Source organism: Azospirillum sp. CT11-132 (genome assembly GCF_047302835.1).
Classification (GTDB): domain Bacteria; phylum Pseudomonadota; class Alphaproteobacteria; order Azospirillales; family Azospirillaceae; genus Azospirillum.
In genome coordinates this window covers 397,695-422,420 of record NZ_JBGLZA010000009.1, presented here as the reverse complement: position 1 = coordinate 422,420, position 24,726 = coordinate 397,695, and the positions used below count along the sequence as shown (strand labels likewise).

At 72.1% G+C, this 24,726-nt stretch carries 23 protein-coding genes and 1 pseudogene; 12 read left to right on the top strand and 12 right to left on the bottom strand.

The features are described 5' to 3' along the window. Positions 1-95 precede the first annotated feature (95 nt). Genes ACCD06_RS33560 through ACCD06_RS33515 form a run of 10 tightly spaced genes read left to right on the top strand, consistent with a single transcriptional unit; the run spans position 96 to position 10,221 of the window. Entirely contained in the window at positions 96-491 is a 396-nt protein-coding gene (locus tag ACCD06_RS33560) for a response regulator transcription factor (protein ID WP_109073230.1), read from the top strand. Further along, on the top strand, positions 488-1,135 hold the full coding sequence (locus ACCD06_RS33555; protein ID WP_109073231.1) for a chemotaxis protein CheC: 648 nt from the start codon (positions 488-490) through the stop codon (positions 1,133-1,135). Before ACCD06_RS33560 ends, ACCD06_RS33555 begins: the two co-directional genes overlap by 4 nt. A gap of 40 nt (positions 1,136-1,175) precedes the next feature. Beyond that, positions 1,176-3,167, top strand: coding sequence for a methyl-accepting chemotaxis protein (locus tag ACCD06_RS33550; protein ID WP_413346724.1), 1,992 nt, complete (start codon positions 1,176-1,178; stop codon positions 3,165-3,167). Between the two features lie 5 nt (positions 3,168-3,172). Continuing rightward, positions 3,173-4,738 (top strand): chemotaxis protein CheW, encoded by a 1,566-nt coding sequence (locus ACCD06_RS33545; protein WP_413346722.1) that lies wholly within the window; start codon positions 3,173-3,175, stop codon positions 4,736-4,738. 19 nt (positions 4,739-4,757) lie between these two features. Continuing rightward, the gene (gene cheB / locus ACCD06_RS33540; RefSeq protein WP_413347009.1) at positions 4,758-5,873 is read left to right on the top strand and encodes a chemotaxis-specific protein-glutamate methyltransferase CheB; all 1,116 of its coding nucleotides are present in this window, start codon (positions 4,758-4,760) and stop codon (positions 5,871-5,873) included. A gap of 11 nt (positions 5,874-5,884) precedes the next feature. Then, complete coding sequence (locus tag ACCD06_RS33535; RefSeq protein WP_413346720.1) at positions 5,885-6,508, top strand: HEAT repeat domain-containing protein; 624 nt, start codon at positions 5,885-5,887, stop codon at positions 6,506-6,508. A gap of 5 nt (positions 6,509-6,513) precedes the next feature. After that, positions 6,514-7,392, top strand: a complete 879-nt coding sequence (locus tag ACCD06_RS33530; RefSeq protein WP_413346718.1) for a CheR family methyltransferase — start codon at positions 6,514-6,516, stop codon at positions 7,390-7,392. Then, positions 7,389-7,784, top strand: a complete 396-nt coding sequence (locus tag ACCD06_RS33525; protein WP_109073236.1) for a response regulator — start codon at positions 7,389-7,391, stop codon at positions 7,782-7,784. The genes ACCD06_RS33530 and ACCD06_RS33525 overlap by 4 nt, the downstream gene beginning before the upstream one ends. Beyond that, a complete protein-coding gene (locus ACCD06_RS33520) occupies positions 7,781-9,973 on the top strand; it encodes a chemotaxis protein CheA (RefSeq protein ID WP_413346716.1) in 2,193 nt (730 codons plus the stop codon). The genes ACCD06_RS33525 and ACCD06_RS33520 overlap by 4 nt, the downstream gene beginning before the upstream one ends. Then, positions 9,973-10,221, top strand: a complete 249-nt coding sequence (locus ACCD06_RS33515) for a hypothetical protein (protein WP_413346714.1) — start codon at positions 9,973-9,975, stop codon at positions 10,219-10,221. The genes ACCD06_RS33520 and ACCD06_RS33515 overlap by 1 nt, the downstream gene beginning before the upstream one ends. A 52-nt stretch (positions 10,222-10,273) precedes the next feature. Here the strand turns inward: ACCD06_RS33515 and bluB are convergent, their stop codons facing one another. The 3 genes from bluB to cobA are packed head-to-tail and all read right to left on the bottom strand — an operon-like array spanning position 10,274 to position 13,078. Next, positions 10,274-10,954, bottom strand: a complete 681-nt coding sequence (bluB, locus tag ACCD06_RS33510; protein ID WP_413347007.1) for a 5,6-dimethylbenzimidazole synthase — start codon at positions 10,952-10,954, stop codon at positions 10,274-10,276. Positions 10,955-10,956: 2 nt separating this feature from the next. Continuing rightward, positions 10,957-12,270: a cobyrinate a,c-diamide synthase gene (locus ACCD06_RS33505; RefSeq protein ID WP_413346712.1), complete on the bottom strand. Its 1,314-nt coding sequence runs from the start codon at positions 12,268-12,270 to the stop codon at positions 10,957-10,959. Continuing rightward, entirely contained in the window at positions 12,263-13,078 is an 816-nt protein-coding gene (gene cobA, locus ACCD06_RS33500) for a uroporphyrinogen-III C-methyltransferase (RefSeq protein ID WP_413346710.1), read from the bottom strand. The genes ACCD06_RS33505 and cobA overlap by 8 nt, the downstream gene beginning before the upstream one ends. Before the next feature lie 61 nt (positions 13,079-13,139). Between cobA and ACCD06_RS33495 the strand changes: the two genes are divergently transcribed. Then, positions 13,140-14,249 (top strand): cobalt-precorrin-5B (C(1))-methyltransferase, encoded by a 1,110-nt coding sequence (locus ACCD06_RS33495; RefSeq protein WP_413347005.1) that lies wholly within the window; start codon positions 13,140-13,142, stop codon positions 14,247-14,249. Here the strand turns inward: ACCD06_RS33495 and cobM are convergent. From cobM to cbiE, 3 genes are read right to left on the bottom strand one after another with little or no spacing between them, the layout of a single operon-like run. After that, the gene (gene cobM / locus ACCD06_RS33490) at positions 14,228-14,989 is read right to left on the bottom strand and encodes a precorrin-4 C(11)-methyltransferase (RefSeq protein WP_413346708.1); all 762 of its coding nucleotides are present in this window, start codon (positions 14,987-14,989) and stop codon (positions 14,228-14,230) included. The genes ACCD06_RS33495 and cobM overlap by 22 nt on opposite strands. Continuing rightward, positions 14,986-15,429 carry a cobalamin biosynthesis protein gene (locus tag ACCD06_RS33485; protein ID WP_109155625.1) on the bottom strand — a complete coding sequence of 148 codons (444 nt, stop codon included), beginning with the start codon at positions 15,427-15,429 and terminating at the stop codon, positions 14,986-14,988. The genes cobM and ACCD06_RS33485 overlap by 4 nt, the downstream gene beginning before the upstream one ends. Continuing rightward, the gene (cbiE, locus tag ACCD06_RS33480; RefSeq protein WP_413347003.1) at positions 15,417-16,670 is read right to left on the bottom strand and encodes a precorrin-6y C5,15-methyltransferase (decarboxylating) subunit CbiE; all 1,254 of its coding nucleotides are present in this window, start codon (positions 16,668-16,670) and stop codon (positions 15,417-15,419) included. The genes ACCD06_RS33485 and cbiE overlap by 13 nt, the downstream gene beginning before the upstream one ends. Before the next feature lie 55 nt (positions 16,671-16,725). Between cbiE and ACCD06_RS33475 the strand changes: the two genes are divergently transcribed. Beyond that, positions 16,726-17,463: a cobalt-precorrin-6A reductase gene (locus tag ACCD06_RS33475; protein ID WP_413347001.1), complete on the top strand. Its 738-nt coding sequence runs from the start codon at positions 16,726-16,728 to the stop codon at positions 17,461-17,463. A gap of 164 nt (positions 17,464-17,627) precedes the next feature. On the opposite strand, the gene cobJ is transcribed toward ACCD06_RS33475, so the two are convergent. The 6 genes and pseudogenes from cobJ to cobN form a co-directional block, all read right to left on the bottom strand. Next, complete coding sequence (gene cobJ, locus ACCD06_RS33470) at positions 17,628-18,401, bottom strand: precorrin-3B C(17)-methyltransferase (protein WP_413346706.1); 774 nt, start codon at positions 18,399-18,401, stop codon at positions 17,628-17,630. Next, positions 18,398-19,156, bottom strand: a complete 759-nt coding sequence (locus ACCD06_RS33465; RefSeq protein ID WP_413346704.1) for a precorrin-2 C(20)-methyltransferase — start codon at positions 19,154-19,156, stop codon at positions 18,398-18,400. The genes cobJ and ACCD06_RS33465 overlap by 4 nt, the downstream gene beginning before the upstream one ends. Then, positions 19,153-19,791, bottom strand: coding sequence for a precorrin-8X methylmutase (locus ACCD06_RS33460; protein WP_413346702.1), 639 nt, complete (start codon positions 19,789-19,791; stop codon positions 19,153-19,155). Before ACCD06_RS33460 ends, ACCD06_RS33465 begins: the two co-directional genes overlap by 4 nt. Beyond that, positions 19,784-20,374: a hypothetical protein gene (locus tag ACCD06_RS33455; protein WP_413347017.1), complete on the bottom strand. Its 591-nt coding sequence runs from the start codon at positions 20,372-20,374 to the stop codon at positions 19,784-19,786. Before ACCD06_RS33455 ends, ACCD06_RS33460 begins: the two co-directional genes overlap by 8 nt. A gap of 617 nt (positions 20,375-20,991) precedes the next feature. Next, a pseudogene (locus ACCD06_RS33450) lies at positions 20,992-21,126 on the bottom strand (precorrin-3B synthase); the annotation flags it as partial. A 59-nt stretch (positions 21,127-21,185) separates the two neighbouring features. Next, a complete protein-coding gene (cobN, locus tag ACCD06_RS33445; protein WP_413346700.1) occupies positions 21,186-24,590 on the bottom strand; it encodes a cobaltochelatase subunit CobN in 3,405 nt (1,134 codons plus the stop codon). Positions 24,591-24,726: the final 136 nt, after the last annotated feature.

Here is a 24,726-nt window from a genome sequence, read left to right as displayed (position 1 = left end):
AATGCAGTTAAGGGGACTGGCGTGACAATCTTCATCCTGTATACTTGCGCGCAATTCGGCTTCGCCGGCCGATCTCCATCCAAAAGGCTTATATCTTGAGTAAGACTGCAATCATCGTCGACGACAGCAAGCTTTCGCGCATGCATGTGCGGGCCATGGTCTTGCGCAACAAGCCCGACTGGTCGGTGGTCGAGGCAGCGAACGGTGACGAACTCTTCAAGACGTTGCAGGGCACGCCGGTCGACGTCGCGATCATCGACTACAACATGCCCGGCGACAACGGCGTGGACACCGCGGCGAAGCTGCGCCAGAGCCATCCCGATGTCCACATCGCCATCATCACCGCCAACGCCCAGGACGCGGTGGTGTCCGGCATCCGCGCGGTCGGCGCCGCCTTCATGCCCAAGCCGCTGGAGGAGGAGCAGGTCGCCCGCTTCCTGAACTCCACCGCCCTGCCGCCGCGCCGGCCCACCCAGGCTCCTCAGGAGTGACCGCAGCCCCCATGCTGAGCGAGCTGGAGCGCGACGCGCTGGCTGAGTTGGGCAACATCGGCATCGGCCGGGCCTCGACGGCGCTCGGCCGCATGCTGGGCGGGCTGGTCACCCTGTCGGTCCCGTCGGTGGAGATGGTGCCGCCGGACGAGGTGGCCGGGCTGCTGGACCGGGCGCTGACGCCGCCGCTGGTGGGCATTTCGGAAACGCTGGGCGGCCTGTTCGCGGGATGCGCCCTGCTGGTCTTCCCCCAGGCGGGCAGCCTGTGCCTGGTGCGCGCCGCCCTGCCGTCCGACGTGCCGGCGGAGGATGTTCCCGAGCTGGAGGACGAGGTTCTGGCGGAGCTGGGCAACGTCGTGCTGAACAGCGCGCTGGCCCTGGTCGCCAACCTGCTGGGCGAACCGGTCGAAACCGGCCTGCCGGCGGTGTTCCGCGGCGGTGCGGCGGACGTCCTGCGGGGATGTTCGGGAACGGCTCCAACCGCGGACGGCGCCGCCGTGCTGTTCCACATCGACCTGCGCACGACCCTGCCGGGCGGCGACGGGGCGGCGGTGGCGGGACGGGTTGTCCTGCTGCTCGACGCCGGCTCCGCCGGGACGCTGCAGGCGACGCTCGGCCGCTATATCGGGCGGCTGGTGGCGTGACGGCAACAAGAACAACCGGCTGGAAAGGCGGGTAAGGACCATGGCACTCATCAAGAAGACGAAGATCGACACGGCGCAAACCGCCCGGAGCAAGCCCGGCGCCGCCGGCGATCCGGATCGGTCCGCCCCCGGGAATCAGGCCGCCGGATCCGTGACCGCCACGACCGAATCCGCGCCGCAGGCCGCCACGCCGGGCGCGCCGCAGCGCCGCCGGGCGCGTGCCGATTCGCGCCGCCGGCAGGCCGCCAGCGGCATCGCCGCCGCCGCCACCGAACTGGCGAGCGGCGTGACCCAGGCGGCCTCCGCGGCGGAGGAACTGCGCCGGGCGATGGAGCAGATCGCCGCCGGGGCGGAGGAATCGGCCAGCGCCACCCAGCAGTCCCAGCGCATGATCGGCCGCGCGTCGGAGCTTCTGACCCGGTCGCGCAGCACGGCGGAGCAGGCGGTGCTGCGGGTCGAGGCGCTGCAGGCCACGCTGAAGGACGTCAGCGGCCAGATCCTGTCGTCCATCGACGGCATCGTCCGTGCCGCCGAGCGCCAGGAGGCATCGGTGCGGCTGGTCCGCGACCTGGAAGCCCGGGCGCAGGAGATCGGCACCATCGTCCAGAGCGTCGCCGCGATCGCCGACCAGACCAACCTGCTGGCGCTGAACGCCGCCATCGAGGCGGCGCGGGCGGGAGAGGCCGGCAAGGGCTTCGCCGTCGTCGCCGACGAGGTGCAGGCGCTGGCCGAACGGTCGGAGCGCAGCGCCAACGACATCCAGGGGATGGTCGTTGAAATCCAGGAGGCGGTGGCCTCCATCGCCGCCGGCATCGTCGCCTCCGCCGACGCCGCCAAGGCGGAGGTGGAGCGCGGGCGCATGATCGTCCAGCAGCTGGAAGGCGTGCGGTCGGACATGTCGACCATCGTCCAGGGCGCGCAGGAGACGATCCGCGCCGCCGTGGAGGCCGATCAGGCCGCGCGCGAGGCCCTGCGCGGGGCCGAGACCATCGCCGCCAGCGCCGAGGAGCAGTCCGCCGCCGCCGAGGAGGCGCTGAGGACCGCAGGCGAGCAGGCCCTTGCCCTGACCCAGAGCCAGCGCGCCGCCGGACAGCTGTCCGAGCTGGCCGAGGATCTGGAGGGAACCGCCGACCTCGCCGCCACCGCCGACGAGCTGGCCTCCGCCGCCGAGGAGCTGTCGGCAGCCATCGAGGAGATCAACCGCGGCGCCGCCCAGATCATGACCGCCATCGGCCAGATCTCCGGCGGGGCGCAGGCGCAGAGCGCCGCCACCCACCAGCTGGCGTCGGCTATCGCGGAAATCGACGCCGCCGCGACGCTGGCCGCGGGGCGGTCGGGCGAATCGGTCGATCGCTGCACCTCGATGGAAGGTCTGCTGGGTGAAACGCGCGAGACCATCGGGAAGCTGGCCGACGGAATGTTGGAGGCGGTGGACTCCTCCCGCCGGGCCGGTGAGCGGCTGGACGAGCTGGAGCGGATCGGCCGGCGCATCGACAAGGTGGTGGACGCCATCGCCACCGTCGCCATCCAGACCGGCATGCTGGCGGTCAGCGGCTCCATCGAAGCGGCGCGGGCGGGCGAGTTCGGCCGCGGCTTCACCGTGGTCAGCGGCGACATCCGCAAGCTGGCCGGCGACAGCGCGGAAAGCGCGGAGCGGGTGAAGGACATCGTCCGCGACATCCAGGACCAGATGCTGCGGGTGCGCCGCGACGTGGATGAGGTCTCCGCGACCGCGGTGACGGAGATCGCGCGCCACCGCGCCTTCGGCGTCACCCTGACCGCCGGCACGCAGGAGCTGCGGGTGGTCACCGCCGGCGGTCGCGAGATCCTGGACGCCGCCAACGAGACCACCGCCGCCCTGCGCGAGACCCGCGTCGGCGTGGAACAGGTGGCCGCCGCCGCCGCCGCCGCGAACCTCGCCGGTTCCGAAGCGGCCAAGGCCGCGCGCGAACAGGCGAAGGGGGCCGAGGAGCTGGCGTCGGCGATCGAGGAAATCGCGGCGATGGCCGACAGCCTGCTGGGCGCGGTTTGACCGCCGTGGCCCAAGAGGTGGCCGGAGACCGCGCGGCGACAGCCGAGGCCGATGGTGCTCTCGCCTTCGTCACGGTGGCGGTCGGCGACCTGCGCCTCGCGTTGCCGCTGGCGGCAGTCCGTGCGGTGATCCGGCTGCCGGAACTGGTGCGCATCCCGCTGGGGCCGCCCAGTCTGGATGGGCTGGCACAGTGGCATGGCGAGGCGGTGCCGGTGCTGGACCTCGCCAGGGCATTGGGCAGGCCGGACGGTGGGGCCGCCACGCGGGAGACGCGCGTGGTGCTGGTCGGGCATCGCGGCCAGCCGGTGGGGCTGCGGGTGGACGCGATGGCCGGCATCCTGCGCAGTGATCCCGACCGCATCGATCCGGTGACGCAGGAGAAGGGCGGGCTCGACCCCGCCATGCTGGACGGCCTGCTGCGCGACGGCTCGGTCACCATCCTGAAGCTGGACGCGCTGATCGACCGCCAGTTCGGCGACCACACCGAGGCGGAACGGCCGGAGCGGGGCGCCGGTGGGTTCGGACGTGCGGCGGCGGGCGAGGCCGGGACCGGGAAAGCGGCTGCCGGACCTGATCGCCAGGCTCTGCTGGTCTTCGAGGTCGCCGGGCAGGAATTCGCCCTGCCGGTGGATCGGGTGCGCGAGGTTCTGCCGGCCCCGCGCGAGGTCGCCCGCATGGCGCGGGCCAAGGCGCATCTGCTGGGCGTGATGGCGGTGCGCGACCGGCTGCTGCCGCTGGTGGGGTTGCGTGCCCTGTTCGGGCTGGACGGCGGACAGGGGGCCGGACGCCGCGTCGTCGTGGTGCGGTCCGGGGCCGGGGAGGCGCCGGTCGGCGTGCTGGTGGACGAGGTGCGCGAGATCCTGCGGCTCGATCCCGCGCTGATCGACCCGGTGCCGCCGCTGCTTGCCCGCGAGCCTGAGTTCGAGGATCTGGACGGCATCGCCCGCGCGGATGGCGGGCGGCGACTGGTGTCGGTGCTGTCGGCGGAGCGGCTGTTCCGCCATGGCGCGGCAATCGGCGCGGAAGCGGGCGGAGAGGGGGACGGGATGGAACCGGCGCAGCCTGCGGAGGGGAGCGGAATCGCGGAACGCTTCGTCGTCTTCCGCCTCGCCGGAGCGGAATACGGCCTGCCGGTCTCCGCCGTGCGCGAGGTGCTGCGCCGGCCCGACAGCATCACGCCGCTGCCCAACGCGCCCGACTTCGTCGCCGGCGTGCTGACCCTGCGCGGCGAGGTTCTGCCGCTGATCGACCAGCGCCGGTTGCTGAACCTGCCGGCCGCCGCGGCCAGTCTCTCCGGCGGGCTAGAGCGCGGGCGGGTGGTGGTGGTCGGGCGCGATGGGCTGCTGGTCGGGCTGCTGGTCGACGGGCTGTCCGGCCTGCTGACGGTCCCGGCGGAGCGGATCGGTCCGGCACCGGCGGTGTCGGCGGCGCAGCGCCGGCTGATCCGCCGGGTCGTCACGCTGGATGCGGCCGGGGATGTGGCCGGCGGCACCCGCCTGATCCTGCTGATGGATGCGGACAGCCTGCTCGACATGGACCGGCTGGCCGACCTGCTCGTTACCCCACAGTGAAGACGCGATGGGGGGCGGCGTGCTGACGGTGCTGGTGGTGGACGATTCCGCGTTGATGCGCCGGCGCATCGCGGATCTGCTGAGCGAGGCCGGATTCCGGGTGGAGACCGCCGCGACGGGGGAGGAGGCCCTGGCGCGCCTGCCGGTCGTCGATCCGGACGTGGTGACGCTCGACGTCACCATGCCCGGCATGGACGGGCTGACCTGCCTTGCCCGCATCATGGTGGAGCATCCCAAGCCGGTCGTCATGGTCTCCGCCCTCACCGGCGCGGGGGCGGAGGAGACGCTGGAGGCGCTTCGGCTGGGCGCGGTGGAGGCGGTGCAGAAGCCGGCCGCCGGTTCCATCGGCCGCATTGGCGAGGAGCTGGTGGAGACGGTGCGCGCCGCCGCGTCCTCCCGCCCGCGCCGCGTCCGCGGCTTGCGCGAACGGCTGCGGCTGGCCCGCGCCCGCATCGCCGGGGAGGATTTCGTCGCGCCGGAGGGGCTGCCGCCCGCGGTGGCGTCGCCTGCAGCCACGGCGGCGGCGGGCGGCGAGGGCGAGGGGGTGGTGCTGGTCGGCGTGTCCACCGGCGGACCCAGCACGCTGGAGGACATCCTGCCCCTGCTGCCGGCCGGCTTTCCCTGGCCGGTGGTGGTGGCGCAGCACATGCCGGCCGCCTTCACCGCGACGCTGGCGCGCCGGCTGGACGAGCTGTGCGCGCTGAGGGTGGTGGAGGTGGAGCGGGCGACGGTGCTGGCGCCGGGCATGGTCTGCATCGCCCGCGGCAGCGCCGACGTCGAGCTGGCGCGGCGCGGCGGACGGCTGCAGGCGGTCTGCGTGCCGCCCTCGCCCGACCGGCCCTGGCACCCCAATGCCGACCGGCTGGTGACCAGCGCCATGCGGCTGCTGCAACCGGACCGGCTGGTGGGGGTGCTGCTGACCGGCATGGGCAATGACGGGGCGGCGGCGATGGCCGAGCTTCACGCCCGCGGCGGCCGTACCATCGCGGAGTCGGAGGACAGCGCCGTCGTCTTCGGCATGCCGCAGGACCTGATCCGGCGCGGCGGCGCTGGCGTCGTGCTGCCGTCGGGCCGGATCGCCGGCCAACTCACCCGCTGGCTGATGCCCGCTGGCCGGCGCGCCGGGATCGATTGAGGAGTGACGCCATGGGACTGGTGAAGAAGAAGGCCGCTCCGGAGCTTGCGCCGGCCGGGACAGGCGCGCGGCCTGACCCGTTGGCCTCGCTCGAGGATGCCGACACCGCCGTCCGTCGCGATGCCGCCCATGCGCTGGGCCATGCGGCGCTGCCGGGCGCGGAGGCGGCGCTCGCCCACCGGCTTCAGGCGGAGGGGGATGCCGGCGTGCGCGAGGCCATCCTGACCGCGCTCGCCCGCATCGCCACGCCGGAGGCGGCGGCGGCGCTGGTCCCCTTCCTCGACCGCGAGGATGCGGCATTGCGCAACGCGGCGCTGGAAAGCCTGCAGCAGATGCCGGCGGAGGTCGCCGCCCCGGCGCTGCTGCCGCTGCTCGACCATGCCGACGCCGACCTGCGCATCTTCGCGGTGCAGGGGCTGGGCAGCCTCTCCCATTCCGGCCGCGCCGACTGGCTGGCGAGGGTGATGGAGCGCGACGCCGACGTGAATGTCTGCCTCGCCGCCGTTGAGGCGCTGGCCGAGGCTGGAAGTCCCGAAGCGCTGTCCAGCCTGGAGACGCTGGCCCGCCGCTTCCCCGACGACGCCTTCGTCGCCTTCGCCGTCGACGCCGCCCGCTCCAGTTTCCAGGGACGGTGAAGGGAGTGACCGACGCCGAACCGGAAGGCCTGTCCCAGGAGGAGTATGCGACGCTCTGCGGATTCCTGCGGGACCGCACCGGCCTGTCCTTTACCGAGGCCAAGCGTTATTTCGTCGACCGCCGCGTCGCCGCCCGCATGCAGGCGGTCGGCGCGACGGGCCTGCGCGCCTATATGAATTTGCTGCGCTTCCAGGCATCGGGGGAGGAGCTTCAGCGGCTCGTCAACCTGATGACGGTGAACGAGACCTATTTCTTCCGCGAGAAGTATCAGCTCGACTGTCTGGTGAACTCCGTCCTCGACGAGCTGGTGCGCGGACGGCCGAAGGGGGCGCGGCTGCGCATCTGGTCGGCCGGCTGCGCCACCGGGGAGGAACCCTATTCCATCGCGATCATGCTGCTGGAAAACTGGCGCCGGGTGGACGATTACGAGATCGAGCTGCTGGCGTCGGACATCGACAGCGCGGTTCTGGAACGCGCGCGCGAGGGCATCTATGACGAGCGCGCCCTGCAGGGGCTGCCGGCCCATCTGCGCGCCAAGTATTTCCAGCCCGTGCGGGGCGCGGCGGATGCCGGCGGGCCGCGCTGGCAGATCGTCGAGGATCTGCGGGAGTCCGTCGATTTCTCTCTGGTCAACATCGCCGACCCGCAGCAGGTGAGGGCCTTTCGCGGGATCGACGTGATCTTTTGCCGCAACCTGCTGATCTACTTCGACGATCTGGGCCGACGGGAGGCGGCGAGCATGTTCTACGATGCCCTTGCGCCGGGCGGCTTCGTCTGCCTCGGCCATTCGGAAAGCATGAGCCGCATGTCCTCGCTGTTCGTTCCGCGCCGCTTCCCCGACGCCATCCTCTATCAGAAGCCGGCGGACGGGGGTACGTCATGAGCGGGCCGCGTGTTCTGGTGGTGGACGACGCCGTGACCGTGCGCGCCTTCAGCCGCCGCGTGCTGGAGGCCGACGGCTTCGTGGTGGACGAGGCGGTGAACGGCATCGAAGGGCTGGAGCGGGCGATGGCCGCACCGCCGGATCTGGTGATCGTCGACGTCAACATGCGCAAGATGGACGGCTACACCATGCTGCGCGTCCTCCGCCGCGATCCGAGCCTGCGCGACGTGCCCGCCATCATGATCAGCACCGAATCGAAGGACAGCGACCGCGAGCAGGCCCTGCTGGCCGGCGCCAACTGGTACATCGTCAAGCCGCCGCGACCGGAGGTGCTGGTGGAGGCGGCGCGGCTGCTGACCGGGCGGCCTCCCGACACGGAGGGCGTGCTATGAACGATCTGTTCGACCAGTTCGTCGTCGAAGCGCACGAGCTGCTGGAGACTGCCGGTGCCGCCCTGCTGGCGCTGGAGCGCGACCCGGCCGACCGCGCGTCGGTGGACGAGCTGTTCCGCGCCTTCCACACGCTGAAGGGGTCGAGCGCGCTGTTCGACATGCCACCCTTCACCCTGCTGGTCCATGCCGGGGAAGACACGCTGTCGCTGCTGCGCGACGGCCACCGCGCCATGACGCCCGATCTCGCCGACTTGCTGTTCCGCGCTCTCGACCAGTGCGCCCGCTGGGTGGCGGCGCTGGAGGAGGCGGGCGCACTGCCCGCCGATGCGGCGGAGGCGGCGGAGACGCTGGCCCGCGGACTGGCGGGGGGCGAGACGACGGCCGGTGCGGCGGCTTCCGGTGGCAAGGCGGACGCTTTCCCCTGGGTGGCGGCGCTGACGGTGGAGGAGCGGGCCGCCGTGGGCGATGGCGCGCTGACCGTCATCGACTACAGGCCCGATCCGGAGTGCTTCTTCACCGGCGACGACCCGCTGGCGCTGTTCCGCCGGGTGCCCGACCTCCGGCTGCTGCGGATCGAACCGGCGGAGCCGCTGCCGCCTTTGGCCCGGATGGACCCCTACCGCTGCATCCTGCGCTTTCGCGCCCTGAGCGGCGCCAGGGTGGAGGCGGTGACGCCGGTCTTCCGAAGCGTGCCCGATCAGGTGCGGATCGGCAGCGTCACACTGGCGTCTGCCGCCGTATCTCCTGCCGTGGCGGTGCCTGCTGCCGCGCCGCCGGATTCGCTTGCGGCGGCGATGCTGGAGGAGCAGGCGCGCATCCTCGACCTGCCCGGCAGCCCCGCCGAACGAGACTCCCGCCGCGCCGCGGTGGCGCGGGCGGTCGCCGCGATCCTGACGGCGCTGGGGCGGCCGACGAAGCGCGACGCCGTGGGTGCCGCCTGTGCCGACGCCCGCACGCTGCGCCGCTTCCTGGCCGATGGACCTGTGGAAAAGCCGGCGATGGCCGAGCCGCAGCCTGCCACCGCACCTGTCCCCCGCCGCGCCCTGCGGGTGGAGCCGGAACGGATGGACGCGCTGATGGCGCTGGTCGGCGAGCTGTCGGTGGTGAAGGGACAATTGGGATCGCTGGTCCGCCGCGCCGGGGACGGCGAGATGGCCCGCGACCTGAAGAGCTTTTCCGCCCGGCTGGACAGTCTGGTCGGCGACCTGCGCCATGCGGCGCTGCGGCTTCGGCTGCTGCCGCTGGCGCGCGTGTTCGATCCACTGCCCCGGCTGGTGCGCGACACCGCCCGCCGGCTGGACAAGACGGTCGAGCTGGTGCTGGAAGGCGCGGAGACGGAGGCCGACAAGGACATCCTCGACGTGCTGGGCGAGCCATTGCTGCATCTGGTGCGCAACGCGCTGGACCACGGCATCGAGACGCCGGAGCGGCGGGCTGCATCCGGCAAGCCGCCGGCCGGCACGCTGCGGGTCCGCGCCTTCCAGGACAAGGGCGGTGTGGTGGTGGAGGTGTCGGACGACGGTGTCGGCATCGACCCGGCGGCGATGCGTCGCGCCGCCGTCGCAAAGGGACTGCTTGAGCCGAACGCCGCGGCCGCTCTGAACGACGCCGACGCGGTGCGGCTGGTCTTCGCCCCCGGCTTCAGCACCGCCGGCAGCGTGTCCGACCTGTCCGGCCGCGGCGTCGGCATGGATGCGGTGCGGGCGGCGGTGGAACGCGCCGGCGGCCGGGTGGAGGTCGCCTCGACCCCCGGCAGCGGCACGCAGGTGCGGCTGTCGCTGCCGCTGACGCTCAGCATCACCCGCGTCGTGGTGGTGGAGGCGGCGGGATCGCTCTACGGCATCCCGGTGGCGCTGGTCGGCGGCGTCCAGCGGGTGCCGCGGGCCGAGATCCGCTCGGTGAAGCGGGCGGAAAGCGTCGTGCTGCGCGACCGGGTGGTGCCGCTGGTCCGCCTGCGCCGCCTGCTGGCCCAGCCCGACGACGAACGGGTGCGCGAGACCGTTTGCGTGGTGCTGGCCGAACTGGGCGACGGGCCGGTCGCGGTGGCGGTGGACGATGTCGGCGAGCGCGCCGACGTGGTGCTGCGCCCGATGACCGGTGTTTTGCGCGGCTTGCGCGGCTATGCCGGCACGGCGGTCCTGGGCGACGGCCGGCTGATCCTGGTGCTCGATTTGCGGGAGCTGTTGTGATGCCGATCCGCTATGACGCCGACCTCGCCCGTTTCGAGGCCGCCTGCACGGTGGAGGACGCCCTGCCGCTCGCCGAATGGCTGGAGGCGACCGCCGCGCCGCGGGTGGATCTGTCCGCCTGCACGGACCTGCACACGGCGCTGCTGCAATTGCTGATGGCGGCAAGGCCGGTTGTGACTGCGGGGCCGGAGGATGCATTTTTGGCGCGCGTCATCTCCCTCTCCCCCCCGGGGAGAGGGCCGGGGTGAGGGGGATGCATTTCAGGATTTTTGGGAAGGGCTGCCGCGCGACCCCCTCACCCTAACCCTCTCCCCGGGGGGGAGAGGGTATGGTTTCCTCCCACCGGTCCCTGAACACCAGATCCTCCAGCGGCAGGCGCTTGCGCCAGCCTTTGGTTTCCAGTTCCGGCGTCGCCTCGAAATGGGTGACGTGGCCGATGCAGAGATAGGCGATCGGCACGATCCGTTCCGGGATGCCGAGCGCCGCCTTCAGCGCATCCTCGTGCAGGATGCTGACCCAGCCAACCCCCAGCCCTTCCGCTCTTGCCGCCAGCCACAAATTCTGCACGGCGCAGACGCAGCTGTAGAGGTCCATCGCCGGCATGTGGGTGCGGCCCAGCACCACCGGGCCGGAGCGCTCGCGATCGCAGGTAATGCAGAGATTCACCGGCGCCTCGCGGATGCCCTCCAGTTTCAGGCGGCTGTAGAGGCTGCGGCGCTCACCCTCGAACATCGCCGCCGCTTCTTCGGTGGCGCGGGCGAAGTCGGCGTGGATGCGCGATTTCACGGCCGGGTCGGTGATGACGATGAAGTTCCACGGCTGCATGAAACCGACCGACGGCGCGTGATGGGCGGCCAGCAGGACGCGGTTCAGAACCTCGTCGGGCACCGGGTCGGGGCGGAACTGCCCACGCACGTCGCGGCGGGAGAAGATCGCCTTGTACAGCGCGTCGCGCTCCGCCGGGGTGAAATCCTCTTCCAACGTCACCCCCGCGCGATCAGGTGGACGAAAGACCCCAGCGCCAGCCCGCGCCGGCTGCCCAGCGGCCCAAGGTCGCCGCCATCCGCCGCCGTCGCATGCAGCAGCGGCGCGTCGTCACCGCGCGACAGCGTCGAGGCATAGTGGAACTCGTGCCCCATCAGCGCCGTGCCGGCCGAACCCAGCGGCCCGTCGGCCAGCAGCGCCGCCCGGCGATAGCCCAGATGCAGCCGCCGCTTGGCGAAGGAGGTGCGCACCCCCAGCAGCCCGGTCATCGGGTGGGTGACGCCGTCGGCATCCTCCAGCGTCTCCCCCATCACCATGTAGCCACCGCATTCGCCAAAGACCGGCACCCGCTCCGCCGCCGCACGCAGGCCATCGCGGAAGATGTGGTTGGCGGCGAGGCGGCCGGCATGCAACTCCGGATAGCCGCCGGGCAGATAGACGGCGTCCGCATCCTCCGGCGGCGCCTCGTCCGCCAGCGGGGAGAAGAAGCGCAACTCCGCCCCCGCGGCCTGCCAGCCGGCGGTCAGGTGCGGATAGACGAAGGTGAAGGCGGCGTCCCGTGCGATGGCGACCCGCTGCCCCAGCGGCGGCAGGGCGGGGTCGTCGCTGCCGCGTCCGGCCCGTGACGGCTTGGCCAGCGCGACGACGCGGTCGAGATCGACATGCTCGGCGACGAAGCGGCCCAACGCCGCCAGCCGGTCAGCCAGCCCCTCCGTCTCGTCGGCCTGGACGAGGCCGAGATGACGCTCGGGCAGGCTGAGGTCGGGTGCACGGGGCAGGGCGCCCAGCAAGGGAATGCCCAGCGCCTCGATGGCGTTGCCGGCCAGCGCGGTGTGGCGGGGGCTGCCGACATTGTTCAGCACGACGCCGCCGATGGTCACGTCGTCGCGGTAGGTGGCGAAGCCCTTGACCAGGGCTGCGGCCGACTGCGACTGGCCCTTGGCGTTCACCACCAGCAGGACCGGCCAGCCGGTGCGTGCCGCGATCTCCCCCGTCGATCCGGTGCCGGTGGCGCCGACCCCGGCGACGCCGTCGAACAGGCCCATCAGCGCCTCGCAGACCAGCAGGTCGGCGCCCTCGGCGGCGCGGGCGGCCAGCCCGTCCAGCAGGTCCGGCCCCATCGCCCAGGTGTCGAGGTTCACGCTCGGCCGGCCGGTGGCGGCGCGGTGGAAGGCCGGGTCGATATAGTCCGGCCCCGACTTCACCGCCCCGACCGCGACGCCGCGGGCGCGGAGCGCCGCCAGCAGGCCCAGCGTCAGCGTCGTCTTGCCGGTGCCCGAGGCCGGGGCGGCGATGATCAGGCCGTCAGTCATTCTTCCCCCTGACATTTTGCAGCGCCGTTTGGGTGGGAAGCCATTCCAGCGCCGGGCGCAGCCGAACCACCTCGCCGATCACGATGATGGCCGGCGGCTCCAGGTCGCTGGCCGCCAGATCGGCGACGCAGCTGCCGAGGGATGTGACGAGGCTTTTCTGGTTGGCGGTCGTCGCCTCCGTCACCACGCCGACGGGAGTGTCGGCGGACAGGCCGCCGGCCATCAGCTCCGCCGCGATGGTCGGCAGCGCCTTCCAGCCCATATAGAGGATCAGCGGCGCCTTGGTGGCGGCCAGCGCCCGCCAGTCCGGCCCGCCGCCCAGCGAATGGCCGGTCGCCAGGATCACCGCCTGGTTGGTGTCGCGGTGGGTCGCCGGGATGCCGGCATAGGCCGGGCCGGCGATGCCGGAGGTGATGCCCGGCACGATGCGGAAGGGGATGCCCTCCGCCGCCAGCGCCTGCGCCTCCTCGCCGCCGCGGCCGAAGACGAAGGGGTCGCCGCCCTTCAGGCGCAGGACGCGGTGACCCTCCTTCGCCAGCTCGATCAGGCGGTTGGTGATGTCGTCCTGGTGGGCGGAGGGGCGGCCGCCGCGCTTTCCGGCGAACTCCAGCCTTGCCGACGGGCTGGCGAGCGCCATGATCCGTTCGCCGACCAGCGCGTCATGGACGATGACGTCGGCTTGCCTTAGACCTTGCAGGGCCAGCAGGGTGAGCAGGCCGGGGTCGCCGGGGCCGGACCCGGCCAGCCAGACGCTGCCGGGGGCAAAGGGGACCAGGACGCTTTCGGGAATGGACGACTCAAACGACATGAACGCGGACTCGGGGCTGGAAGGCGGAAAGACGGATGGCGGGGCCGAGGGCGGAGACGGCATGCCGGAGCATGCTACACCCTTGCGCCGCGGCTGGACGACGGGAACCTGCGCCACCGCCGCGGCGCGGGCGGCGGCAGAGGCTCTGTTCGGCGGGGAGTTCCCCGATCCGGTGACCGTGACCCTGCCCGGCGGCCAGACTCCGGCCTTCGCCCTGGCGGTGACGGAGCAGGGGGAGGGGGCGGACGGACCCTGGACCTTGGCCGGCGTGGTCAAGGATGCCGGCGACGATCCCGACGTGACCCATGGCGCGCTGGTTCGGGCGCGGGTGTGGCGCGGTGCGTCCGGCAGCGGCGTGACATTCCGCGCCGGCGCCGGCGTCGGCACCGTGACCCTGCCCGGCCTGCCGCTGGCCGTCGGCGAGCCGGCGATCAACCCGGTGCCGCGCCGCATGATCGCGCAGGCGGTGGGAGAGGCGGCGGCCGATGCCGGCCAGCCGGCTGACGTGGTGGTCGAGGTCGGGGTGGAAAATGGGGAACAGCTCGCCAAGCGCACCATGAACGGGCGGCTCGGCATTCTCGGCGGGCTGTCGATCCTGGGGACGACGGGGATCGTCGTGCCCTATTCCTGTGCAGCCTGGATCGCCTCGATCCAGCGCGGCGTCGACGTGGCGCGGGCCGCCGGGCTGACCCATGTCGCGGCCTGCACTGGCGATCTGTCGGAAAAGGCGGTGGTCGCGCGCTATGGCCTGTCCGAACAGGCGCTGATCGACATGGGCGACTTCGTCGGCGGCACGCTGAAGTATCTGCGCCGGCACCCCATCCCGCGCCTGACCCTGTGCGGCGGCTTCGCCAAGTTCGGCAAGCTGGCGCGCGGGCTGATGGATTTGCACAGCAAACGCAACAGCGTCGATTTCGAGTGGCTGGCCGATCGCTTGGCGGATCTCGGCGCGGGGCCGGACCTGATCGCGCAGGCGCGCGGCGCCAACACGGCGGCGCAGGTGCTGGGCTTGGCGGATGCCGCCGGCCTGCCGCTGGCCGATCATGTGGCCGAGCTGGCCCGCCGCGCCGCGCAGGATGTGCTGGAGGATGCGCCGGTCGCGGTCGAGGTGCTGGTCACCGACCGCCAGGGGCGCATCGTCGGAAGCGCTCACTCCCCCAGCCCCCGGTAACGGCGCACATGGCTGCCGTCATACAGCGCGCTGCAGCGGAACTCCTCATGGCCCAGCGCCGGGCCGACCAGGATCAGCGCGGTGCGTTCCATCGTTGAGGCCGCGACCTGCGCCGCGATGTCGGCCAGCGTGCCGCGCAGCACCCGCTCGTCCGGCCATGTCGCGCGGTAGACCACCGTGGCCGGGCAATCGGCGCCGTAGAGCGGGGTCAGCCGCTCCACCACCCGGTCGATGACGTGGATCGACAGGTGAATCGCCAGCGTGGCGCCCGACGCGCCCAGCACCTCCAGCGTCTCGTTGGCCGGCATGGCCGAGGCGCGCCCCTCGGTGCGGGTCAGGATCAGCGTCTGGCTGACCTCCGGCAGGGTCAGCTCCCGCCCAAGCGCGGCCGACGCGGCGGCGAAGGCCGGCACGCCGGGGGTGATGGTATAGGGGATGCCCAACTCCCGCAGCGCGCGGGTCTGCTCGCCCAGCGCGCTGTAGACCGACAGGTCGCCGGAATGCAGCCGCGCCACGTCCTGACCGGCGGCGTGGGCGGCCTGGAACTCGGCGACGATCTCCTCCAGCGTCAGTGGAGCGGTGTCGATGATCCGCGCATCGGCGGGGGCGTGGGCGATGATCTCTTTCGGGACCAGCGATCCGGCATAGAGGCAGACCGGGCAGCGCGCGATCAGGTCGCGGCCGCGCAGGGTCAGCAGGTCGGGAGCGCCCGGTCCGGCACCGATGAAATGGACGGTCATGAACGGGTCTCCAATAGGGCGACGGCAGGCAAGGCGAGCGCCACGGTGGCGCGGGGGGTGGAGCGGCGCGGCAGCAGCAGGCGCGAACCCGGCCCGGCGGCGGCCAGCGCCGCAGCCTCCGCGACCGAGGCCAGCCCGACGGCGGCCAGCACGGTGGCGGAGCGGGTATGGACGCGGTCCTGCGCGGCCAGCATCGCATCCTCATCGATGAAGCGCAGCGGCAGGCCGAGCGCGCGGGCGGCTTCCGCCAATCCGGCCTCGTCGGCCTTCATCGCCGGGGCGGCCAATGCAGCCAACTGGCGCGCGGCATCGGGCAGGGCCGCTTCGTCGAAGGCGGCGGCGACCAGACCGGCGATCTCCTCCCAGCCGCAGCCGCGGCGGCAGCCCAGCCCGACGAAGACCGGGCCGAACAGCAGGGCATCCGACGTCAGGCGGTCCATGTGCCCTCCGCATACGGCTTTTCGGTATAAGGCTTTTCGGCCCGCCACAGCGTGACCGGCATGGCCGCCCGCCAGCCGCGGAAGCCGCCGACCGCCGAGGCGCGGGCCACCGAAATCTGGGTCAGCTCGCCGCCCAGCCGTTTGTGCGCGTCGAACAGCACCGCCTCGCTTTCCAGCGTCACCGCGTTGGCGGCGATCCGTCCTCCGGGAGGCAGGGCGTTCCAGCAGGCCGCCAGCACGCCATCCGCGGTCAGCCCGCCGCCGATGAAGATGGCGTCCGGCCGCTCCAGACCGTCCAGCGCCGCCGGAGCCTTGCCCCGCGCCAGTTGCAGGCCCGGAACGCCGAGGTTGGCGGCGTTGGCGAGGATGCGGGCGATGCGCTCCGGGTGGTGTTCGACGGCGATGGCGCGGTTGGCGGGGTCGCTCAGCATCCATTCGATGCCGATGGAGCCCGACCCGGCGCCGACATCCCACAGCAGCTCCCCCCGGCGCGGCGCCAGGAATGACAGGGTGACGGCGCGCACCTCGCGCTTGGTGATCTGGCCGTCATGCTCGAACCAGTCGTCGGGCAGGCCGGGTGCCAGCGGCAGGATGCGGGCACCGGGGGCGGGGACGCAGTCCAGCGCGATGGTGTTGAGGTCGGCGACCCGCTCTGCGCTCCAGGCATCGGCGGTGGCCTCCAGCCGGCTCTCGCGCGGGCCGCCCATCGCCTCCAGCACCGTCAGGCGCGAGGCGCCGAAACCACGGGCGCGCAGCAGGGCGGCGAGCTTGGCCGGAGTCGTTCCGTCCCAGGAAAGAAGCAGCAGCTTGGCGTTCGGTTGCAGATGCGGAACAACCTGTTCCAGCGGACGGCCATGGACGGTCAGGCAGCGGCAGTCCTGCAAGGGCCAGCCGAGGCGGGAGGCGGCGAGGCTGAAGGCGGAGGCGGACGGAATCACCGTCGTTTCCGCAGCCGGAACGAGCCGCGACAGCGTGGCGCCCACCCCGTACCAGGAGGGATCGCCGCTCGCCAGCACACAGACCCGCTGCCCACGCCGCGCCATCAGGCCGGGGAAGGCGTCGGTCATCGGCGACGGCCAGGGCAACCGTTCCTGTCCCGCAACGACCGGCACGAGATCGAGGTGGCGGCTGCCGCCATAAAGGATGGCCGCGCTTTCCACCGACGCGCGGGCGGCGGGCGACAAACCGTCCCAGCCATCCTCACCGATGCCGACGATGCTGAGCCAGCGGGCCGTTCCCATGCTATCCATGGCGCCTATCCTGACGGGTGGGGAGGGGGACATGGTCAAGGCGCTGATGGTCAAGGTGCTGATCCTGGGCGGCACGACGGAGGCGACGGCGTTGGCCAAGCGGCTGGCCGGCCATCCGCGCATCGACGCCCGCGTGTCGCTGGCCGGCCGCACGAAGAACCCGGTGCTGCCGCCGCTGCCGACCCGCATCGGCGGCTTCGGCGGGGGGGAGGGTTTGGCCGACTATTTGCGTGCCGAGGGTATCGGGGCGGTGATCGACGCGACGCATCCCTTTGCGGACCAGATCTCCCCCAATGCCGCCGCGGCCTGCACGCGGGTCGGTGTGCCTCTGCGTGTGCTGACCCGGCCGGCCTGGATGGCGGGGCCGGGCGACCGCTGGATCGGCGTGCCGGACATGGCGGCGGCGGCGCAGGCCTTGCGCGATCTGGGCGATACCGTGTTCCTGACCATTGGCCGGCAGGAGGTCGCGGCCTTCGAGGCGATGCCCGACAAGCGCTACCTGATCCGTGCCGTCGATCCGCCGGAGCCGATGCCGGCCCTGCCGCGCATGAGACTGATCCTCGACCGTGGGCCGTTCACCGTGGAGGGCGAACTGGCGCTGATGCGCGGGGAGCGGATTGAGGTGGTGGTGAGCAAGAACAGCGGCGGACGGGCGACTGACGCCAAGCTGCAAGCCGCGCGGGAGTTGGGCCTGCCGGTGGTGATGGTGGAGCGGCCGGCCGGCAACGGCGTGGCGGAACTGCACGACGTGGAGGCGGCGGTGGGATGGTTGGAGGGGGTGTGAGGCTCCCCCCCGCGGATTCTCCCTCTCCCCCCCGGGGAGAGGGTCGGGGTGAGGGGGATGCGCCGCATGACTTCCCGAGAATCCACGCCACGTGTCCCCCTCACCCAGCCCTCTCCCCGGGGGGGAGAGGGTTACTCGCGGCGGGTTGGTCGTCACACCCATCCTCACCCCCGATAATGCCGGGGCGTATACACCCAGCGCCCGCCATCCGCCCGCGCCACGAAGCGGGTGTGCGAGGCGCCGATGATGACCAGCGTGCGCATGTCCGCCTGCTCCGCCCGCACCTCGCCAAGCGTCGTCACCGTCAGTTCCTCATCATGGCGGCCGACGGCACGGCCCAGCACGATGGGGGTCTCAGGCGCGCGGATGTCGCGCAGGGAGTCGAAGGCGGCACCCAGCTGCCAGGGCCGGGCGCGGGAGATCGGGTTGTAGAGCGCGATGACGAAATCCGCCTCCGCCGCCAGACGCAGGCGCTTCAGCACCACCTCCCACGGCTTCAGATTGTCGGACAAAGAAATGGCGCAGAAATCATGCCCCAGCGGCGCCCCGGCCCGCGCGGCTGCCGCCTGCATGGCCGAAACGCCGGGATCGACCGAGAGATGCAACGCATGCCACGCCTCTGGGGCTGCCGGATCGTCCAGCGCCTCGAAGATGGCGGCGGCCATGGCGAAGATGCCGGGATCGCCGCCCGACACCACCGCCACCCGCCGGCCCTGCGCCGCCAGATCCAGCGCAAAGCGGGCGCGATCCAGTTCCACCCGGTTGTCGGAGGCGTGGCGCACCTGATTTCCCGGCGGCACGCGCTCGACATACGGGAAATAGCCGACGAGGTCGGTCGCCTCGGCCAGATCGCGCCTTGCCTCCGGCGTCAGCCAGTCCTCGGGGCCCGGCCCCAAGCCCACAACCTTCAGCCAGCCATTGTTTTCAGGGCCGCTCATCCGCGCTTGCCCTCGCCCGGAATGACGATCTGGGAGAAGTAGGGGGCGACGTCCGGCGCCTCCAGGAAAGGCATGAAGCGCTGTTCGTCCATGCTGGCGCGCTCCACGTACCATGCCCGCTCGGCCAGCCCGGCGGCGGCGATGGCGCGGCGGACCTTGGGCAGGTTCTGGCCCAGCTTCATCACCACGCAGGCGTCGGCGGCGGTCAGGGCGCGGACCAGCGACTCCTCGTCCAGCGTGCCGGGGATCACCGACAGCACGTCGTCGCGCAGCATCAGCGGGCGCGGCAGCAGGGAGGCGCTGCACACCATGCTGGTGACGCCGGGGATGACCTCCGTCGCGAACCGGCCGGACAGCCGCAGGAACAGATGCATGAAGGAGCCGTAGAAGAACGGATCCCCCTCGTTCAGCGCGGCGACCGAACGCCCGGCGGCGAGATGCTCCGCGATGCGCCCGGCGGACTCGTCGAAGAAGGCCTCGATCTGGCGGCCATAGTCCGGGTGGGTCGGCGGCAACTCCACCGTCACCGGATAGACCATCGGCAGCTCGATCTGGTCGGCGGTGATGGCCTGATCGGCGATGCGGCGGGCCTGGCCGCGGGTGCCGCGCTTGCAGAAATAGGCGACCACCGGACAGGCGCCGATGGTGCGCACCGCCTTCAGCGTCATCAGCTCCGGATCGCCGGGGCCGACGCCGACGCCGAACAGGGTGCCCAAGGTGGGGGGATTGGGGGTGGGGGAGGTCTCGCTGCTCATTCCACGTCGCTCGCCAGGGCGTTGACGGCGGCGGCGGCCATGGCGCTGCCGCCGCGCCGGCCGCGGATCGCCAGATAGGGGACAGCGAAGGGGTTCTCGGCCAACGCCTCCTTGCTTTCCATCGCGCCGACGAAGCCGACCGGGAACCCTAGGATCGCCGCCGGTTTCGGCGCGCCGGCCGCCAGCAGTTCCAGCAGGTAGAACAGCGCGGTCGGCGCGTTGCCGATGGCGACCACCGATCCGCCCAGCCGCTCGCCCCACAGGTCGAGCGCCGCAGCGGAGCGGGTGTTGCCGATGGTCTTCGCCAGATCGGGGACTGCGGGATCGCGCAGGGTGCAGATCACGGCATTGTCGGCCGGCAGGCGGGCACGGGTCACGCCATGGGCGACCATCTCGCTGTCGCACAGGATCGGCGCACCGGATCGCAGGGCGGCACGGGCGGCGGTGCCGACATCGGTGGAGAACAGCAGATCCCGGGCCGCATCGACCATGCCGCAGGCGTGGATGACGCGCACCGCCACCGGCTTCAGGTCGTCCGGGATGGCGGACAGGTCGGCCTCCGCCCGGATGGTGGCGAAGGACTGGCGGTAGATGGCCGCTCCGTCGCGGATATAGTCGTAGAGCGGCTCAGGCACCGGTGGACTCCTCGGTCAACAGATCCGCGACGCGGGCCACGGCGTCGGCGGGAGACAGGCCGGTATGCGGGACGGCATCACCGGGTTTGGCGTTCAGGGCGACGTCATACACGCCGTCGCGGGCGGTCAGGGTGACATCGGCGATGGCGGGATGGGCGCAGCCCTTGGCGCAGCCCGACACATGCACCATTCGCACATGGTCCAGCAAGGGGCCTGCGCGGTCGGCGATGGCAAGCGCGGTCGCATGAGTGTCGGTGGTGCCGACATCGCAGCCGCCGGCGCCGCTGCAGGCGGTCAGCTTCAGCCGGCGGTCGGTGTGGGACAGGATGGCGCCGTGGGCTTTGGCAATGCCTTCGGCGTCGGCGGCAGGGGCGACGAGGAGGAGGGCGCGCCAGGGGGTGATGCGAATCTCGGTGCAGGCGGAGGCGAGCGCGGCGAGGGTGCCGGCGGTGAGACGGCCGAAGGGGAAGGCGGTGGTGAGGAAGGCCGGCGCCTTCCCAACGCAGGATTCCTTCTCCCCCCCGGGGAGAAGGTTAGGATGAGGGGGTTCGGCGGAGCCGAAGAGATCCATGAGATGCGACACTTGCCCCCACCCTGACCCTCCCCGCTCTCAGCGGACCTACGGTCCGCCTGCCGCGTCAGCACAAAGCGGAGCTTTGTGCGAGAGCTGGGCGGGGGAGGGGATATCAGCGGGGAGAGGCGCGTTGCGAAAGGCTCCGTGCCGATTGCCGAGGCCAAGCCGGCCATGCGGCGCGGCGGTTCCGGCAATGACGCGCGCAGGTCCAGGAAAGCACGTCCCAGCGCCGACCCCACATTCGCCACATCGTCGGCCCGGCACAGTCCCAGCGGCGCGGCCTTCGCCAGCGTGCCGCCCAGCGACACCCGAAATCGCTCCGCGTCCACCGCGTCGAAGCGTACGTCCGTGCTGCTGTCCGCCAGATGGCCGATCCCGCCACCGCAGACCAGCCAACCGAATTTCGACGGCAGGCCGCGCAGAGCCGTGTCCTCCGCCAGCCGTGCGTCGAGCGTACGCGCCACCGCCCGTACGTCCATCGCCGCCGTGAGGTCCAGCCCGGCGGTGGGGGAGCACAGCACATTGCGCACCGCCTCGCTCGCTGCATCGCTGGAGACGTAGCCCATGGCGCGCAGGGCGTCGGTCACCGGCTCCAGCGCGTCGGCGGTAATGCCGCGCAGTTGAAGATTGCCGCGCTGGCTGAGGTCGATCAGACCGTTGCCGTAACGATCCCCCAAATCCGCGATGCGGCGGGCATGCTCGGCCGGCAGCACGCCGGCGGGGACGCGGACGCGCAGCAGAAATCCGTCGCCGACCTGCATTGGCGCCAGCACGCCGGGGCAGGTGCCGCGGCGTCTCGGCTGGTTGGCGACAGGGTTGGTCATACGGCGGTCTCCCGGAGGCGCCGCAGATCCTCGGCCAAATCCTCCGCGGTGGAATTGCGGCGGGGATGCCATAGGCCGCGGTCGAGCGCCTCGCTCATGCGCGCCAGAATGTGCCGGGCGGCGGCAGGATTGGCATGCGACAGGAAGTCCCACACCTCCGCATCCTCGACGTACGCGTCATACAGCTGATCGAAATGGGCGGGACGTACGGCGTCGGTGGTGGCAGCGAAGGCGAACAGCGTGTCGACGCCGGCCGCCAGTTCCGCCGCCCCGCGATAGCCGTGGCGCATCATCCCCTGGATCCAGCGCGGATTGGCCGCCCGGCCGCGCAGGGTGCGGGCGATCTCCTCCGCCAGGGTGCGGACGGCGAGCTTTTCCGGATCGGCGCTGTCGAGATGATAGAGCGCCGGTTCGGAGTCCTCCAGCGCGGCGGCGGCGGCGAATCCACCCTCGAACTGCATGAAGCCATCGGTGGACAGCACGTCATGCTCGCGCTGGTCCTGGTGGTGGACCAGCGCGTCGGCACCGCCAACCCGCCGGCGGAACAAGGCGGGCAGGGGGACGCCCTCCAGCCCGGCGCCATAGGCGTGGCAGCCGCCCTCCAGATAGGCGGCGCCGAAATCGGCCCGCGCCGTCCAGTCGCCGCGCGCGATCATGCCGGACAGCGCAGTGCCGTAGATTCCGGGCGCGGCGCCGAAGATGCGGGCGGTGGCCCAGCGGCGGGCATCTTCCGCAGCGGTGCCGGATGCTGCGAGGCGCTGTTCCTCCGCCCGCGCGGTGGCGGCCAGCGGGTTGGTATCGTCGGGTTCATCCAGCCCGGCGACGGCGCGCACCGCCTGGTCGAACAGGGCGATCTGCTGCGGGAAGACGTCGCGGAACAGGCCGGAAATGCGCAGCGTCACGTCCACCCGTGGACGGCCGAGCACGCCGGCCGGCATGATCTCGTAGCCGGTGACGCGGCCGGAGCCGTTCTCCCAGATCGGGCGGACACCGAGCAGGGCCAACGCCTGGGCCAGCTCGTCGCCGCCGGTGCGCATGGCCGGGGTGCCCCAGCAATCCACCACCAGCCGGCGCGGCCAGTCGCCATGGTCCTGAAGATAGCGGGTGATCAGCGCATCCGCCGCCTGCCAGCCCAGCGTCCAGGCGGTCGGCGTCGGCACCCCGCGCGGGTCGAGCGCATAGAGGTTGCGGCCGGTCGGCAGCGTGTCCGCCCGCCCGCGCGCCGGCGAGCCGCCGGGACCGGGACGGACGAAGCGGCCGTCCAGCCCGTCGAGCAGCGCCCGCATTTCCGCCTCGCCGCAGGCATCGACGGCGCTGGCGACGGCAAGCGGATCTGCCGTGCGGGCGACGGCGGCGGTCAGGCGGTCGCGGCGCTCGCCGGTCGGGCTTTGGCCGAAGACATGCAGACCGTCGCGGATCTGCAACTCCTTGATGTCGCAGAGATGGGCGTCCAGCCGCGACAGGATGGCGTCGGGATCGTCGTCGGGGCGCAGATTGCAGTCGGCGGCGACACCGGATTTCCAGGCGAGGTCGAGGATTGTCTCGCGCAGCATGCCCAGCCGCCGCGGATCCAGCCCGGTCGCCTGCGAATATTCGTCGATGGCGGTTTCCAGTGCGGCGAGGTCGCCGTAGAGGCCGGATTCCACCGGCGGCGGGGTCAGGTGACCGATCAGAACGGCGCCCAGGCGGCGGCGGGCCTGCACGCCCTCGCCGGGATTGTTGACGATGAAGGGATAAAGGGTCGGCAGGGCGCCGCCGACGATCTCCGGCCAGCAGTCGGCCGACAGCGCCACCGCCTTGCCCGGCAGCCATTCCAGCGTGCCGTGGGCGCCGATCTGCACCAGGGCATGGATGCCGACGGCATGGCGCAGCCACAGGTAAAAGGCGAGATAACCATGGCTGGGCGGGGTGTCGGGGTCGTGGTGCTGGGCGGTGGTCAGGGCACCGTGGCCGCGGCTGGGCTGCACCGCCACCACGGCGTTGCCGCAGGGCAAAACGCGGAAGGCGAAGGTTCCGTCGCGGCAGGCCGGATCGGTGGCGGGTTCGCCCCAGGTCTCGGCGATGCGAGCACGCAGCTCCGGCGGGGCGAGGCGCTCGTATTCGGCCAGCGACAGGGTCGGGGTGGGCGTGGCGGTGAGGGTTGCCATCAGCTCCGCGCCGCTGTCTGGAATTGCGGACAGGCTGTAGCCCTCGGCGGACAGGTGGTGGAGGATCGCCACCGTGCTGGCCGGACTGTCGAGGCCCACGGCATGGCCGATTCCGCCGCCGGGACCGGGATAGTCGGACAGCACCAGCGCCAACCGCCGCTCCGCCCGAGCGGTGCGGGACAGGCGGACCCAGCTGGCCGCGAGGTCGGCGGTGAAGGCCACCCGGTCGGGGATTGGGCGCAGTACGGGCGCGGCGAATTGCAGGTCGGGGTCGGGGTCGCCCACCGCCTTGAAGGCGATGGCGCGGGCGATGATGCGGCCGTCCATCTCCGGCAGCACGACGTTCATCGCGAGGTCGGACGGACCCAGCCCGCGCGATGAGGCCTGCCAGCCGGCTTCCGGCGTGGTGGAGAGGATGGCCTGCAGGACCGGACTGCCGTTGGCCTCCAGCGGCGAGCCGTCATCGCGCGCCGCCGAGAAGGCGGTGGTGTTGACGACCACGGCGGCGTTCTGCGCGGTCAGGCTGGCGCGCATCCACGCGGCACAGTCCGGCTCTTTCAGGCTGGCGACGAACAGCGGACGGGGGGCGAGGCCGCGCGTGGCCAAGGCGTCACAGAGCGCGTGGACCGGCGCAAGGTCTCCGGCCAGCAGGTGGGAGCGGTAGAAGACCACCGCGGCGACGGGAGCGTCGGCGGGGATGGCACCGCTCCAGCCGTCATAGGCGCCGAAACGCGGGACCGGGGCGGGGTCGTCATGGGGCAGGGGCTTGCCGGCCAGCGTCGCGGCGCAGGCCAGCAGATGGGCCATGTTGGCCGGGCCGCCCTCGGTGAAGTAGCGCCAGAGGCGGTCGGCGGCGTCTGGCGGGACCGTGCCGTAGGCGGTGAGGTTGGGGTCGGGCTGCGCCTCGCCGGGCAGGACGGCCAGCGGGATGTTGCGCTCGCGGCAGAGCGCGGAGAGGCGGTCGAGGCCGTAACGCCAATAGCCGCTGCCGCCGAGCAGACGCAGGACCACCAGTTTCGCCTTGGCAACGATGTTCTCGGCGTAGAGATCGACCGACAGGGGGTGACCGAGCCGGTTGAGGTTGGCGAGCCGGAGGCTGGGCAGCCGGTCGCGTGCCGAGCGCCACGCGGTGGCGAGCGCGGTCAGGTCGCTGTCGGAAAAGGACAGCATGACGAGGTCGGCCGGCGTCTGCCCCAGATCTTCCGCCTGGGGGCCGGCGTCCAGTTCGTCCTGGCGGGCGGCGAGCAGGTGCATGGGTGTCCGCGGATACGTTCAAGGAGTGGAGGCCACTTGCCCCCACCCTAACCCTCCCCCGCTCTCGCGGGGGAGGGGACTAAGCGCTTGTGCGGCGGAGTACTTGTCCAGAAAAACGGCGGCAGTGCCTCCCCCG

Coding starts and splice junctions, on each gene's coding strand:
- ACCD06_RS33535 (WP_413346720.1), top strand. CDS start 5,885: ATGGGACTGGTGAAGAAGAAGGCCGCTCCGGAGCTTGCGCCGGCCGGG.
- ACCD06_RS33505 (WP_413346712.1), bottom strand. CDS start 12,270: ATGACTGACGGCCTGATCATCGCCGCCCCGGCCTCGGGCACCGGCAAG.
- ACCD06_RS33550 (WP_413346724.1), top strand. CDS start 1,176: ATGGCACTCATCAAGAAGACGAAGATCGACACGGCGCAAACCGCCCGG.
- ACCD06_RS33475 (WP_413347001.1), top strand. CDS start 16,726: ATGGTCAAGGTGCTGATCCTGGGCGGCACGACGGAGGCGACGGCGTTG.
- cbiE (WP_413347003.1), bottom strand. CDS start 16,670: ATGGGAACGGCCCGCTGGCTCAGCATCGTCGGCATCGGTGAGGATGGC.
- ACCD06_RS33485 (WP_109155625.1), bottom strand. CDS start 15,429: ATGGACCGCCTGACGTCGGATGCCCTGCTGTTCGGCCCGGTCTTCGTC.
- ACCD06_RS33495 (WP_413347005.1), top strand. CDS start 13,140: ATGCCGGAGCATGCTACACCCTTGCGCCGCGGCTGGACGACGGGAACC.
- ACCD06_RS33520 (WP_413346716.1), top strand. CDS start 7,781: ATGAACGATCTGTTCGACCAGTTCGTCGTCGAAGCGCACGAGCTGCTG.
- cobA (WP_413346710.1), bottom strand. CDS start 13,078: ATGTCGTTTGAGTCGTCCATTCCCGAAAGCGTCCTGGTCCCCTTTGCC.
- ACCD06_RS33465 (WP_413346704.1), bottom strand. CDS start 19,156: ATGAGCAGCGAGACCTCCCCCACCCCCAATCCCCCCACCTTGGGCACC.
- ACCD06_RS33525 (WP_109073236.1), top strand. CDS start 7,389: ATGAGCGGGCCGCGTGTTCTGGTGGTGGACGACGCCGTGACCGTGCGC.
- ACCD06_RS33515 (WP_413346714.1), top strand. CDS start 9,973: ATGCCGATCCGCTATGACGCCGACCTCGCCCGTTTCGAGGCCGCCTGC.
- cobM (WP_413346708.1), bottom strand. CDS start 14,989: ATGACCGTCCATTTCATCGGTGCCGGACCGGGCGCTCCCGACCTGCTG.
- cobJ (WP_413346706.1), bottom strand. CDS start 18,401: ATGAGCGGCCCTGAAAACAATGGCTGGCTGAAGGTTGTGGGCTTGGGG.
- cobN (WP_413346700.1), bottom strand. CDS start 24,590: ATGCACCTGCTCGCCGCCCGCCAGGACGAACTGGACGCCGGCCCCCAG.